Annotated in this window: 10 protein-coding genes; 6 read left to right on the top strand and 4 right to left on the bottom strand. The window is 52.4% G+C overall.

What is annotated here, in order from left to right:
* Nucleotides 1-104: 104 nt before the first annotated feature.
* From def to lpdA, 6 genes are all read left to right on the top strand, one after another.
* Nucleotides 105-614 carry a peptide deformylase gene (def, locus tag J2X05_RS17130; protein WP_310074764.1) on the top strand — a complete coding sequence of 170 codons (510 nt, stop codon included), beginning with the start codon at nt 105-107 and terminating at the stop codon, nt 612-614.
* A gap of 88 nt (nt 615-702) precedes the next feature.
* Entirely contained in the window at nt 703-1,674 is a 972-nt protein-coding gene (fmt, locus tag J2X05_RS17125; RefSeq protein WP_310074762.1) for a methionyl-tRNA formyltransferase, read from the top strand.
* Entirely contained in the window at nt 1,668-2,966 is a 1,299-nt protein-coding gene (rsmB, locus tag J2X05_RS17120) for a 16S rRNA (cytosine(967)-C(5))-methyltransferase RsmB (RefSeq protein WP_310074760.1), read from the top strand. Before fmt ends, rsmB begins: the two co-directional genes overlap by 7 nt.
* A 111-nt stretch (nt 2,967-3,077) precedes the next feature.
* Entirely contained in the window at nt 3,078-4,463 is a 1,386-nt protein-coding gene (trkA, locus tag J2X05_RS17115) for a Trk system potassium transporter TrkA (RefSeq protein WP_310074758.1), read from the top strand.
* A 121-nt stretch (nt 4,464-4,584) separates the two neighbouring features.
* Nucleotides 4,585-6,942, top strand: a complete 2,358-nt coding sequence (locus tag J2X05_RS17110) for a glycoside hydrolase family 9 protein (RefSeq protein ID WP_310074756.1) — start codon at nt 4,585-4,587, stop codon at nt 6,940-6,942.
* Between the two features lie 114 nt (nt 6,943-7,056).
* Nucleotides 7,057-8,478: a dihydrolipoyl dehydrogenase gene (lpdA, locus tag J2X05_RS17105; RefSeq protein WP_310074754.1), complete on the top strand. Its 1,422-nt coding sequence runs from the start codon at nt 7,057-7,059 to the stop codon at nt 8,476-8,478.
* Nucleotides 8,479-8,552: 74 nt separating this feature from the next.
* Here the strand turns inward: lpdA and J2X05_RS17100 are convergent, their stop codons facing one another.
* From J2X05_RS17100 to rpoZ, 4 genes are all read right to left on the bottom strand, one after another.
* Nucleotides 8,553-10,550: an alpha/beta hydrolase family protein gene (locus J2X05_RS17100; protein ID WP_310074752.1), complete on the bottom strand. Its 1,998-nt coding sequence runs from the start codon at nt 10,548-10,550 to the stop codon at nt 8,553-8,555.
* A 208-nt stretch (nt 10,551-10,758) separates the two neighbouring features.
* Nucleotides 10,759-11,142 carry a deaminase RidA gene (ridA, locus tag J2X05_RS17095; protein ID WP_310074749.1) on the bottom strand — a complete coding sequence of 128 codons (384 nt, stop codon included), beginning with the start codon at nt 11,140-11,142 and terminating at the stop codon, nt 10,759-10,761.
* A gap of 62 nt (nt 11,143-11,204) precedes the next feature.
* Nucleotides 11,205-13,319: a RelA/SpoT family protein gene (locus J2X05_RS17090; protein WP_310074747.1), complete on the bottom strand. Its 2,115-nt coding sequence runs from the start codon at nt 13,317-13,319 to the stop codon at nt 11,205-11,207.
* Between the two features lie 87 nt (nt 13,320-13,406).
* A complete protein-coding gene (gene rpoZ, locus J2X05_RS17085; RefSeq protein ID WP_007638626.1) occupies nt 13,407-13,658 on the bottom strand; it encodes a DNA-directed RNA polymerase subunit omega in 252 nt (83 codons plus the stop codon).
* Nucleotides 13,659-13,788: the final 130 nt, after the last annotated feature.

Here is a 13,788-nt window from a genome sequence, read left to right as displayed (position 1 = left end):
TAATTAAAAGCCCATGCTGTTTCCGTTTGCACTGCATAAATCCTGTGCGATCATCATGTTAGCAGCGGTTATTACCTTTTTACTAGAAGTTTGTCACAAACACTATGGCCTTGTTACCTATCCTTGAATTTCCAGACCCACGGCTGCGCACTGTCGCCAAACCCGTCACAGAAGTGGACGATAAAATCCGCAAGCTGGTGGATGATATGTTCGATACCATGTACGACGCTCCCGGTATTGGCTTGGCGGCATCACAAGTCAATGTGCACAAGCGCGTAGTAGTTATAGACGTGAGTGAAGATAAATCCCAGCCGATGGTATTTATTAACCCCGAAATCGAGGTTTTGGATGCCGAGCTGTGCGAATACGACGAGGGTTGCCTGTCAGTGCCAGGGTTTTATGAAACCGTGGTACGCCCCGGCCACATTCGGGTGCGAGCATTAGATCGCGACGGCAAGCCGTTTGAAATCGAACCCCAAGGGGTGTTGGCAGTTTGCATCCAGCACGAGCTTGATCATTTAAACGGCAAGCTGTTTGTGGATCATATCTCGCCCTTCAAACGTACCCGTATTCGTGCAAAATTGGAGAAGAAACACAAGACTGAAGCGCGCTAGGCGTGCGCAGCAGACAAAGGCGCTACTGGCGCCTTTTTTATTTTCTATCACTATCTGTTTCAACGTTTTGCAATCTGACAGGTTATTCATGAGCCAAGGTTTACGCATTATTTTCGCAGGAACACCGGAGTTTGCCGCCGAGCACCTGAAGGCACTGCTAAATAGCCACCATCAGGTCATCGCTGTCTATTCCCAGCCAGATCGTCCTGCTGGGCGCGGCAAAAAACTGACCGCCAGCCCCGTTAAGGAAGCGGCGCTCGCGCATGATATCCCGGTATATCAACCGCTAAATTTTAAATCACCCGAGGCTGTTGCCGAATTTGCTGCGCTTAATGCTGATTTGATGGTGGTAGTTGCTTACGGATTGATCCTGCCGAAGGTAGTGCTCGATACTCCGCGCCTCGGCTGCATCAACGTACATGCCTCTATCCTGCCGCGCTGGCGCGGCGCCGCTCCTATTCAACGTGCCATCGAAGCGGGCGATAGCGAAACCGGCGTCACCATTATGCAGATGGATGTGGGGTTGGATACCGGCGATATGCTGATCAAAGCATTTTGCCCGATAATAAGCGACGATACCGGCGGAAGCCTGCACGATAAGCTCATCAGCATCGGCACTCCCGCCCTGCTTGAGGCACTCGATTTGATTCAGTCAGGCACTATCACGCCTGAAAAACAGGACGATAGCTTGAGCAACTACGCCCCCAAGCTCAGCAAAGAAGAGGCCGCGCTAAATTGGCAGTTGCCCGCCACTGAGCTGGAGCGCAAAGTGCGCGCGTTTAACCCCTTTCCAGTCGCCCACACTAAACCTGCAGGTGCGAGCGATGACCAGCGCATTCGCATCTGGGCGGCGACGGCCTCAGACAAAACAACCAACGCCACACCCGGCAGCATCACCTACATCAACGACCAAGGTTTGTGGATCGCCTGCAAACAGGGTCAACTTATCCTCGAACAGCTGCAATTGCCGGGCAAAAAGGCGATGACGGTGGGTGAAATATTAAGGGGCCACCCGGACTTATTCAGTGTCGGTGACCTGCTGGAGCAACCGGCATGTTAAGTGTGCGTGCCGCTGCGGCGCAGGTTGTTGCGCAGATACTGGCCTCGAAAGGCTCGCTATCCAGCCTATTGCCTTCTGTTTCGGCGAAGATTGCCGATAATGACCGCCCATTGTTGCAAGAACTTTGCTTTGGAACCTGCCGTTATTATCCGCAATTGCAGGCCTACACCGAGTGCCTGTTGGACAAGCCGCTCCGCGCCAAAGATGGCGATGTGCAAGCGCTCTTGCTGCTCGGCCTCTACCAATTGCTGTATACGCGCATACCCGATCACGCCGCCATTGGCGAGACTGTGGAGGTAACGCGCCATATCAAAAAGCCCTGGGCGACCAACTTAGTTAATGGTGTGCTGCGCAGCTTTCAGCGCGATAGCAGCAGAATCAACGAATTTTTAGCCGAAAACCGCGCCTTTCAAAGCAATCACCCTGCATGGATGGAAGCGATGATCAGCAAGTGCTGGCCGGAGCAGTTTGAGCAACTGATCGCCGCTAATAACCAGCACCCTCCGTTCAGCTTGCGCTTGAATCCCAACAAGATCAGCCGCGATGAGTATCTGCAATTACTGCACGACGCCGATATCCCCGCTAAACCTACCCAATACAGCCCCTACGGCATCACCCTGGCACAGGCCTGCGACCCGCGCAAACTGCCGCATTTCGTCGAAGGCTGGCTGAGCGTGCAGGATGAGGCAGCGCAATTAAGCGGTGATTTGCTGCAATTGTCGCCCAATTTTCGTGTATTAGATGCCTGTAGCGCACCCGGCGGAAAAACTGGACACCTGCTGGAGCTAGAGCCCGACCTGCGGGTTACCGCTTTGGATGCAGACGAGCGCCGCTTGGCCCGTGTGCGCGAAAACCTGAACCGCCTCGGCGTAACTGCCGATGTTGTCTGTGGTGATGGCACCAAACCCGACTGCTGGTGGGATGGCGAGCTTTACGACCGCATCTTGCTTGACGCCCCCTGCTCTGCGACCGGTATTATCCGCCGCCATCCGGACATCAAAGTGCTACGCACTCCAGAGGAGCTGGACAAGCTCGGCGAGCTACAGCAACAACTGCTGAAAAACCTCTGGCCATTGCTCAAACCGGGCGGCATTTTGCTCTACGCCACCTGCTCGATTATGCCTAAGGAAAATACTCGCGTGATTGAAGCCTTTTTGGCACGCAACAAGGATGCAAGTTGCGACCAACTCGATGTCGATTGGGGGGTGGAACAGGTATGCGGCAGGCAGCTTTTGCCGCAGATGGATGGTTATGACGGTTTTTACTATGCGCGTTTACGCAAGCGCGCTTGAGCTGACAGTAAATTTACCAAAATCCACAAGTTAGCCGACGATAGCGGCAAATGAATGCTTGCAGCACTAGACTTGGCGATGAACTAGATAGCGAATAACAACAGGCAAACTATGAAAATCATTATTCTCGGCGCCGGGCAGGTCGGCGGCAGTCTAGCGGAGCATCTGGCAAGTGAATCCAATGACATCACTGTCATCGATACCGACGAAGCGCGTCTGCGCGAGCTGCGTGACCGGTTGGATATCAGCGTCGTCACCGGTGAAGCTTCCCACCCCGATGTACTTGCCCAAGCCGGAGCGGAAGACGCCGATATGCTGGTTGCGGTTACCAGCAACGATGAGATCAATATGATCGCCTGCACTGTGGCGAGCAATCTGTTCCACACCCCCACCAAGATCGCGCGGGTACGCGCAACTTCTTACCTGACTCACCAGCAGCTGTTTGAATCGGGCGCGATTCCGGTCGATGTACTTATCAGCCCAGAGCAGCTGGTGTCTGAATATATTTTCCGTTTGGTCGAACAGCCCGGCACCCTGCAGGTAGTGGACTTTGCCGATGGAAAGGTGCAATTGGTGGCAGTTAAGGCCTATCACGGCGGCCCCTTAGTCGGTCAAGAGCTTCGCTTTTTACGCGAGCATATGCCCTCCGTCGATACGCGGGTGGCCGCGATTTACCGGCGCAATCGCGCCATAGTCCCCACTGGCACGACAGTGATCGAAGCCGATGACGAGGTATTTTTCATCGCCGCCAAAGCGGATATTCGCGCGGTAATGAGTGAATTGCGTCGGCTCGAAGTTGCCTATAAACGCATCACCATTGCCGGCGGTGGCAACATAGGCCTGCGTCTCGCAAAAATGCTCGAGGGTCGTTACAACGTGCGCGTCATTGAGTACAACAAAACCCGCTGCATCCGCCTCTCGGAACAGTTGGAGCGGGCGATTGTGATTCAGGGCAGCGCGTCAGATAAGGATTTGTTGATGGAAGAAAGCATTGAAGACACCGATGTGTTCCTCGCGCTCACCAACGACGATGAAGCCAACATCATGTCTTCCATGCTCGCCAAGCGCTTGGGCGCGCGCAAGGTGATGACCCTGATTAACAACCCCGCCTATGTGGATGTGGTGCAAGGTGGCGATATCGACATTGCTATCTCGCCGCAAACCACCACCATCGGCAGCCTGCTCACCCATGTGCGACGTGGCGATATAGTCAACGTTCACTCATTGCGGCGCGGAGCTGCCGAGGCGATTGAAATTATCGCTCACGGCGACGCCAAATCCTCCAAAGTGGTTGGCAAAGCGCTGGAAGATATCGACTTGCCCGAAGGTGCAAACATCGGCGCGATTGTGCGCCAGGGGCCGGATGGCGACGAAGTCGTCATCGCACACGACAATGTGGTGGTACAGTCCGGCGACCATGTGATTGTGTTCTTGCTGCAGAAAAAACATATCCGCGACGTGGAAAAGCTCTTCCAGGTGGGATTCAGCTTCTTCTAAACCTCTGATTGCACCGCCACTTTAGGCCAGCACCTAAAGTGGCGAGCTTTAGCTCCCGCGCTTCCCCTAGCATCCGCGCACCGGTGTATTACCGGCTAACGACAACAACAGGGGAACCATAATGATCATAAGAAATGTGCTACTTCCCGCCAGTCTCGGTCTGGCGATCAGTTTACTCACAGCCTGTGGTGGTAGCGGCGGAGGCAAGTCCGCCAATTCCAGCATGGCGCCATCCAGTTCCAGCCCACCGCCTGCCAGTTCCAGTGCAGCAGCGTCGAGCTTGCCTGCATCCAGTGTAAGCAGCGCAACAAATAGCTCCATAGCAGCCTTCACCGGATTGCTGATCCAAGCGGAGGACTATGTCCGCTACTACGACACCACAGCGGGCAACACCACCGGCGAATACCGCACCGACGGCGTTGACATTGAAAAATCCACCGACACCGGTGGCGGTTTCAATATTGCTTACATAGATCCGGGTGATTGGCTGGAATTCAGTGTGAATGTGAGCGCTGCAGGCGAGTTTGCCATAGAAAGCCGCGTCGCGACTGCACAAGCTGGAGGATTGTTCAGCTATGAAATTGATGGCAAAACTGCTTCGGGCGAGATCAGTGTCGCACCCACTGGTGGATGGCAAACCTGGGCGAGCCTAAGCCATCCTATCGGTCGGCTTGAAGCAGGTAACTACGCACTCTGCGTACAAATGAAGAGCGGGCCATTCAACCTCAACTGGATGAAAATCACCTCAACCAATGGCGGCGCCATGAGCCTAAGCCAGACACCGAAGGGAGATGCCAGCAGTTGTATCCACCCTGTTGAGCCACCCAAGGTGACGGTGCCAGAGCGGATCAAGCTGAACCAAGTGGGCTTCACCCCCAACGCCGAGAAGCTCGCGGTGGTTCCAGCCGTGGAGGCGACCAGTTTCACTGTGCTTAAGGCCGGAACTACCGAGGAAGTGATGTCCGGAACCCTGAGTGCCGCTGCGGTTTGGCAACCGTCTTTTGAGTCGGTCAAACTGGCTGATTTCTCCAGCCTTACCGCGCCGGGGAGTTACGAATTGAAAGTCGCCGGTGTCACCCAGACGGCTCCTTTTACCGTATCGGCTGACGCCTACAAAGCCGTCAACGCCGCCGCACTGAAATCTTTCTATTTCAATCGCGCCAGTACCGCATTGCTGGAAACCCACGCGGGTATCTACCAGCGCGCGGCAGGTCATGCAGATACTAACGTGTTCATCCACGCCTCCGCCGCCGATGTCAAACGCCCCGAGGGCACTGTCGTCAGCGCCCCCAAAGGCTGGTATGACGCGGGCGATTACAACAAATACATCGTCAACTCGGGTATCACCACCTACACACTGCTGGCGGCATTCAAGCGTTTTCCCGCCTATTTCACCGCTCAATCACTGAATATTCCAGAATCGGGTGATGCTGTGCCCGATATCCTGAACGAGGTGATGTGGAACCTGGAATGGATGCTGGCGATGCAGGATCCCGATGACGGTGGCGTTTACCACAAGCTGACCAGCAAGGGATTCAGCGGTTTTGTGATGCCCGATGCCGATACGTCCGAGCGCTATATGGTGCAAAAATCTACCGCCGCGACCCTCGATTTCGCTGCCGTGATGGCCGCTGCCAGCCGGGTTTATGCGGACTACGAAAGCCAGTATCCAGGCCTCTCGGCCAAAATGCTCGCGGCAGCCAAATCCGCCTGGGCTTGGGCAAAAGCCAACCCGGCCGTTTACTACGCGCAGCCTGCGGATATCCAAACCGGCGGCTATGGCGACAATAATGTCAGCGATGAATTCTTCTGGGCGGCAGCGGAGCTTTATATCGTCACCAAAGACGATAACTACTACAGCGTAATGAATGCGGCCGAGACCAGCGCTGATGTACCCGGCTGGGGCGGTGTAAAAAGCCTGGGTTGGATGTCACTCGCTCAGCATCTGGATTCGCTCACTGCCGCGGCCGATAAAACGCTGATCAAGGACCGCTTAACCCAATTAGCGGCCGGCATTAGCACCAAGAAAAGCCAGTCCGCTTACGGCGTATCAATGGAGACAGAGGATTTTTTCTGGGGTAGCAATTCCGGGGCGCTCAATCAGGCGATGATGGCGCTGGAAGCCTACCAGTTGGATACCAGTAAAACCGCCTATCGCCAGGCCGCCCAAGCCTTGTTCGACTACGTGATGGGGCGCAATGCGACTGACTATTCCTTCGTGACCGGTTTTGGCAACAAATCGCCCATGAATATCCACCATCGCCCCTCCGGCGCTGATGGGATAGCGGCACCGATTCCCGGATTTATCGCCGGTGGCCCGCACCCCGATCACTACAGCGATTGCGGCAGTTATCCATCGCCCTTGCCTGCCAAGTCATTTGTCGATCTGGAATGCAGCTACTCCACCAATGAAATAGCCATTAACTGGAACGCGCCTCTGGTGTATGTATCGGCGGCGCTGCAAGTGCTTAACCCCTAACCCTTCAATAAAAAGGCCGGTTGCCTGCGATAACAGCAACCGGCTACTTTTTTTCGCTGTAGATCGCTTATGATGCGGGTTCGCAATTTCCCAGACCCGTCACAGGAGCATCCGATGGCAAACGTTAAAACCCAACTGGTTGTACTCGGCAGCGGCCCCGGTGGCTACTCCGCCGCCTTCCGCGCCGCCGATCTAGGCTTGGACGTCACTTTGGTCGAGCGCTACTCAAGCCTCGGCGGTGTCTGCCTCAACGTGGGTTGCATTCCCTCCAAAGCCCTTTTGCACGTCGCCGAAGTCATCAATGAATCCCATCATGCCGGCAATCTCGGCCTCAGTTTCGGCCCCGTTCAGCACGACCTCGATAAAGTGCGCAGCTACAAAGATTCCGTCGTCAGCAAGCTGGTCTCCGGCGTTCACGCCATGGCGAAAGCACGCAAGGTACGAGTAGTTGAAGGCTATGGCAAATTTGTAAGCGATCACCAACTTGCTGTAGTGCAAGGCAGTGAAACCACTCTGATCGATTTCGACAACGCCATTATCGCCGCCGGTTCACGCAGTGTGAAACTGCCTTTTATCCCGGAAGACCCGCGTATTTTTGATTCAACCGGCGCGCTCGAATTGCGCTCGGTGCCACCGCGCCTGTTGGTGATTGGGGGAGGGATTATCGGCCTGGAAATGGCGACTGTGTACGAAGCGCTCGGCAGCAAAGTCACCGTGGTGGAATTCGCCGACCAACTGGTACCCGCAGCAGACAAAGACCTGGTCGCCATCTACAGCAAGTACAACAAAGACAAGTTTGACGTTCTGCTCTCCACCAAAGTGGAAGCGGTTACGGCCAAACCCGAGGCCATTGAAGTCGCCTTTAGCGGTGCAAATGCGCCCGCCGAACCACGCCAGTTCGACGCCGTTCTTGTCGCGGTTGGGCGCGTACCTAACGGCAAGCTGATCGATGCCGAAAAAGCCGGTGTGAATGTGGACGAGCGCGGCTTTATCGCCGTCAACCAATACCTGCAAACCAATGTGCCGCATATTTACGCGATTGGCGACATCATCGGCCAGCCCATGCTCGCCCACAAAGCCAGCCATGAAGGCCACGCTGCCGCCGAAGGTGTCGCAGGCCATCCACATGCATTTGACCCAATGGCGATTCCTTCCATCGCCTACACCAACCCGGAAATTGCCTGGGTCGGCCTGACCGAAAAAGAAGCCAAGCAGCAGGGCCTGGACTACAAAACTGCCGTCTTCCCCTGGGCCGCTAGCGGGCGCGCCATTGCTGCTGACCGCAGCGAAGGTAAAACCAAGCTCATTTACGATGCAAAAACCGATCGTTTATTGGGAGCGGGATTAGTCGGAGTGCACGCGGGCGAACTGCTCGGTGAACTGACCCTGGCGCTGGAGTTTGGCGCGAGCGTAGAAGATATCGCCCTCACTATTCACGCACACCCAACCCTTCATGAATCGGTTGGTCTGGCGGCGGAAGTGGGTGCGGGCACGATTACGGATTTGCCGAATCCCAAGGCGACACTGAAAAAGTAAATCGATTTTCAGAAAAACGAAAAGGCCGATCAGAGCAATCTGATCGGCCTTTTCTATTTTTGATCAATTCAGCATTAATTAACCGCTACAGGCTTATCTGTTTTAATCGGTAAACACTTATTCAAAAACGCATCCATCGCGCGGAAAGTATCGATGCGATTTTTTTCGTTTAATAAAAAGTGATCTTCGCTCGGCAGCTCTACAAAGGTCACATCTTTTTTGGCTTTTTGCAGGGCATCGCGCATTTGATAACTGTGTTTAATTTCCACTTGGCGGTCATCAGTACCGTGCACTAATAACACGGGCGCTTTGATTTTATCAGCGAAGTTGACGGGTGAAATAGCCTTAAGCGTTGCATTGTCATTGCCGATCTGCTCGTCAATCGCGTTGTAGCTCAACCAAAAAGCACGCCGATCTTTAACCAAGTCATATACATTACTCACACCATTTACGCTAATCGCACAACGGTAAAAATCCGGCGTTTTCACCACACCCATCAAGGCAGCATAACCGCCATAACTTCCACCCACTATTCCAATCGCATTAGGATCGGCAATGCCATCGGCAATTAATTTACGTGCGCCATCTTCAACATCATCCTGCATTTCCTTACCCCAGTTTTTCATCCCGGCATTTCTATGATCTATGCCTTGGCCATCAGAACCGCGGAAATTCATTTGCAACACAGCGTAACCCTTGTTAGCGAAAAATTGCGCCCAATAGTCGAAAACGCCACTATCCCGAGCATGGGGGCCGCCGTGTGGGAACATCAACGTTGGGAGATTTTTTGCTGGCTTACCCTTGGGAATTGTCAGGTAGGCCTCTATTTTTAAGCCGTCCCGAGCGGTGTATTCAATTCGCTGGGTGTTACTCATGAACTCAGGCAAAAGTTTTTTATAACTATACGCCACCGCATCCAGCCTCAACGGGTTCATGGTGCCGAGATAAAAAGTGCCAGAGTTTGTGGCATTGGAAGAAAAAACCAAAAACATGTTCAAGTCGTTGGTAATGGAATAAATATAATTGCGATGCTCAGGAATAGCCTTGTCTATTTTTGCCTGCAGGCTCTGCATGCCCTTGTCAAAAAAATGTGTACCCCCTTCTGCTGATGCGCTCACACCAATGACTTCCCCAGTCACTGGCGAATACACCAAACTTCCTTGCACATCGTAGTTAGCATCAGCAACCATAAGCTCACGTTTCAAGGTTGGATCTTTCAGATTCACTTTGAAAATGGCCTGGCGAGATTGATGGTAGGCACGGATATAAAATTCATTAGGGTCTTTACCAAAACCCAAGGGATCTACTTGATCCTCAGAAAATATTTTATACGTCCATAGAGATTGCCATTTTTTCGAATCCAGATCGTATACCAAGATAGAAACTTGATCATCTTCGATCTGAGTGCCCACTCGGACACGATGCTGCTGATCAGTCATCCAATTACCAGCATTCGTTTTACTGGAGTGATAGGTAGTTGCTCGCTGTGTTTTGATATTGATTTTGTAAACCATCAAGCCACTCATAAAGCCAGCATCCGCACCGGGAAATGCCATCAAAATATGCTCGGGGTCATCGTACAAACTATCAACAACCCAGTCGCGTACCGATGGAGTAATTTTGTAACGCTTTAAAAATTTACTCGTGATTGGCTGAGTAATTTTTTCTGACTCAGTATCGATTAACATCAAATCATGATCGCGGGTTTTAAAACGTACCGACCCCATACCAACCCAGGTATCACGCTCGGCAGGAGTAAAAGTGGAGACCATTAATGTCGTATCATCTTTCCAACCAATCCATTTAAAAAAGAATTTGGAATTATCGGTAAAAAGCACCATTTTATTTTTCTTCGTTGCCAAATCCATCACTTGCACTGCAACGCCTTGGGTGTCGCCAACGCTCACACGTACAGTGGATGCTAACTTTTTTCCTGAGGGTGATAACACCAGATTGCTCACATCCGGCAGTTGGGAAAAGCTTTCAGTGCTAAGATCGGATGCTGCAAAAGTTCCAGCAGAGAAGAAAATAGAAAAATAGATTACAAGTAGTAGTTTTGAAAAAAATGTCATAGCCAATCCTTTTTACCCTGGCGATTATTATGGTGATTTTCCATCAGTAAAAATCACATCAATGCGCAATAACATATCTAGCGTTATGCATTACAAAAATAATACAGAGAGGATATTTCAACAAGAGCAGAAGACTAATTCGTAAAGTTAAATTAAAAAAGCCCGGAAAATCCGGGCTTTTTTACATGTAAAAACTATAGCGCTATTTTTACAACACCATCACTCCATCGGCCTCAATCAGCGATGCGCGTGGCAACTGGTTGATACCCACCGCAGCACGCGCTGGGTAAGGTTGCTGGAAATACTGCCCCATCACTTCATTCACAATCGGAAAATTCGCCAGGTCGGTCAGGTAGATATTAAGCTTGACGATATCTTTCAAACCACCGCCTGCGGCTTCGCACACAGCTGCAAGATTTTTGAATACTTGATGTGCTTGCGCAGCAAAATCGCCATCTACCAATTGCATAGTTTTAGGGTCGAGCGGAATTTGGCCAGAGAGATAAACCGTATGGTTAACCTTAACCGCTTGGGAATAGGTACCTATGGCGGCGGGGGCGTTGTCACTGTGGATAATAGCTTTATTGGTCATGGCGAAACCTTTATCGGATTTTTTTAAAAAAGAAGGAAGAAACGAAGTATAGAGGATTGTGGCTAGTTTTTACTGCGATTTACCCGAATCACAAAACTCAGGTTGCGGATGCGGCGCATGATATTGGCGAGATGGATGCGGTTGTGCACGCCGATACACAGATGGATCACGCTGTTATGCGCATCGCGTTCGTGGACGTTGATGTGCTCGATACTCGCACCCTGTTCAGTAATGCGCGTGGCAAGTGTCGCGATAATCCCACGGTCACTTTCCACTTCAACGCGCACATCCACCAGAAATTCGCCGCTCACTGTGGCAGCCCAATTCACCTGGCTGATTTTATCGGGATAGTTGCGGATCTCGGCGATGTTGCGGCAGGTATCCTGGTGGATTACCAAGCCTTTTCCGGAGCTGACATGGCCGATAATCGGGTCACCCGGAATCGGGCGGCAGCAGCGCGCGAAGCTGATCATCATGCCTTCTGCGGAATCGATGGTAATCGCTGAATTGAGCGAACCCGAGCGACCTTTCATTTCGGCATCGGGCTGCAATAACTTCACCAGTGAGTAAACCACCTTGTTGCCCAAGCCAATCTCTTCGTAGAGTTTGTCCATGGAATCTACCTGCGCACTCATCAGCAGCTTGTGCTGTTGCTCCTCACCCAGATGCTCAAGATCGATATGGTTTTCTGCCAACGCGCGGCTGAGCATGCGTTTACCGAGTGTAACGGACTGGTGATGACGTTGGTGCTTGAGGTAGTGGCGGATCGCCGAACGCGCCTTGGCCGATACCGCAAAATTGAGCCAGTTGGGATTGGGCTGGGCGCCCTGCGCGGTGATGATCGCCACTTTTTGGCCACTCAGCAGCGGCTGCGATAAGGGTGCCATCCGCTCGTTGATGCGGCAGGCGACGCAGGTATTACCCACATCGGTGTGCACAGCATAGGCAAAATCGACCGGCGTCGCACCGGTGGGCAGCTCGACAATCTTGCCCTTGGGGGTAAATACATAGACCTCATCGGGGAAGAGGTCGATTTTGACGTTTTCGATAAATTCGAGCGAGTTTCCAGCATTCTTCTGCATTTCCAGCAGCCCTTGTACCCATTGGCGCGCGCGGCTGTGGCTGGCGTTGATGGGCTCACCGCTGTTGGATTTATAAAGGAAGTGGGCAGCAATTCCGCTGTTGGCCATTTCATCCATTTCTTTGGTGCGAATCTGCACCTCAATCGGTACCCCGTGCATGCCCACCAATACGGTATGCAGTGACTGGTAGCCGTTAGTTTTGGGAATGGCGATGTAATCTTTAAACTCGCTGGTCACTGGCTTGTAGAGGTTATGCACTACACCGAGTACGCGGTAACAGGTGTCCACCGAATCCACTATGATGCGGAACGCGTAGACATCCATAATTTCTTTAAAGAACTTTTTCTTCTGACGCATCTTTTCGTAGATGCTGAACAAATGCTTTTCTCTGCCAATCACAATCGAGTTGATATTTTCTTTTGAGAGACGCTTTTCGAAGGAGGTTTGAATCTGCTCGACCAGTTCTTTGCGATTGCCGCGCGCGGTTTTGAGCGCAGCTTGCAAGCGGGTCGCGCGCAGCGGATACATACAATAAAAGCTGCGGTCTTCCAATTCCAAACGTACTTCATTCATACCAAGGCGATGGGCAATGGGGGCGTAGATTTCCAGGGTCTCTTTGGCGATACGGCGCTTTTTCTCCGGCGGCATGGCGCCGAGGGTTCGCATGTTGTGCAAGCGGTCAGCCAGTTTGACCAGGATTACACGCAGGTCATTGGCCATAGCCAAGGCCATCTTCTGGAAGTTTTCCGCCTGCTTTTCGGCGTGTGATTCAAACTCAATCTGGGTGAGTTTACTCACGCCATCAACGAGGTCGGCGACCGAATCGCCAAACTGACCGGCGATGGCTTTTTTGCTGATGCCGGTATCTTCAATCACATCGTGCAACATGGCCGCCATCAAACTTTGATGGTCCATGTGCATACCAGCGAGGATATCTGCAACGGCGAGGGGATGAGTGATATAAGCTTCGCCGCTGCGACGTTTTTGGCCGTCGTGGGCTTGTTCCGCGTAGAAGTAGGCGCGCTTCACCAAATTGATTTGGGAAGGTTCCAGATAAGACGATAGCCGGTGGCTCAAAGCCTCTATGGTTTGCACGCCCCTCTCCAAACATCATGTCAAACAACACGCCAGACAACACACCCGCCTTGGAGCATAGCGGGTACTGGCATCTTAAAAATCGATTTAGATATCGTTTTCGTACACGCGCTCGGGTTTTGGTTGCGGCAATGTATCCTTTTCCAACAGGATGCTCGCATCGATAAAACCTTCTTCGATCTCGCGCAGGGCGATAACGGTAGGTTTGTCATTTTCTGGCGCAACGTGTGGTTCTTTACCACCAATTGCCAATTGACGCGCGCGTTTGCTGCCAACCATCACCAATTCGAAACGGTTATCAACGTGATCCAAACAATCTTCAACGGTAATACGTGCCATAACTTTTGCTCTACTTTCTATAAGTGATTTACGGACGCTGGGGGAAATGCGGTCGGGCTGCGTTCAGCCGGGCTGCGGTCCGGTCGGCTATTATGCGTCAGCAGCAGCAACTATGCCAACCGCGCATGAC

This window comes from Cellvibrio fibrivorans (assembly GCF_031457055.1).
Lineage (GTDB): Bacteria > Pseudomonadota > Gammaproteobacteria > Pseudomonadales > Cellvibrionaceae > Cellvibrio > Cellvibrio fibrivorans.
The sequence above is the reverse complement of the archived record's forward strand: the minus strand, read 5'-3'. Positions and strand labels throughout refer to the sequence as shown.

Coding starts and splice junctions, on each gene's coding strand:
- def (WP_310074764.1), top strand. CDS start 105: ATGGCCTTGTTACCTATCCTTGAATTTCCAGACCCACGGCTGCGCACT.
- fmt (WP_310074762.1), top strand. CDS start 703: ATGAGCCAAGGTTTACGCATTATTTTCGCAGGAACACCGGAGTTTGCC.
- rsmB (WP_310074760.1), top strand. CDS start 1,668: ATGTTAAGTGTGCGTGCCGCTGCGGCGCAGGTTGTTGCGCAGATACTG.
- trkA (WP_310074758.1), top strand. CDS start 3,078: ATGAAAATCATTATTCTCGGCGCCGGGCAGGTCGGCGGCAGTCTAGCG.
- J2X05_RS17110 (WP_310074756.1), top strand. CDS start 4,585: ATGATCATAAGAAATGTGCTACTTCCCGCCAGTCTCGGTCTGGCGATC.
- lpdA (WP_310074754.1), top strand. CDS start 7,057: ATGGCAAACGTTAAAACCCAACTGGTTGTACTCGGCAGCGGCCCCGGT.
- J2X05_RS17100 (WP_310074752.1), bottom strand. CDS start 10,550: ATGACATTTTTTTCAAAACTACTACTTGTAATCTATTTTTCTATTTTC.
- ridA (WP_310074749.1), bottom strand. CDS start 11,142: ATGACCAATAAAGCTATTATCCACAGTGACAACGCCCCCGCCGCCATA.
- rpoZ (WP_007638626.1), bottom strand. CDS start 13,658: ATGGCACGTATTACCGTTGAAGATTGTTTGGATCACGTTGATAACCGT.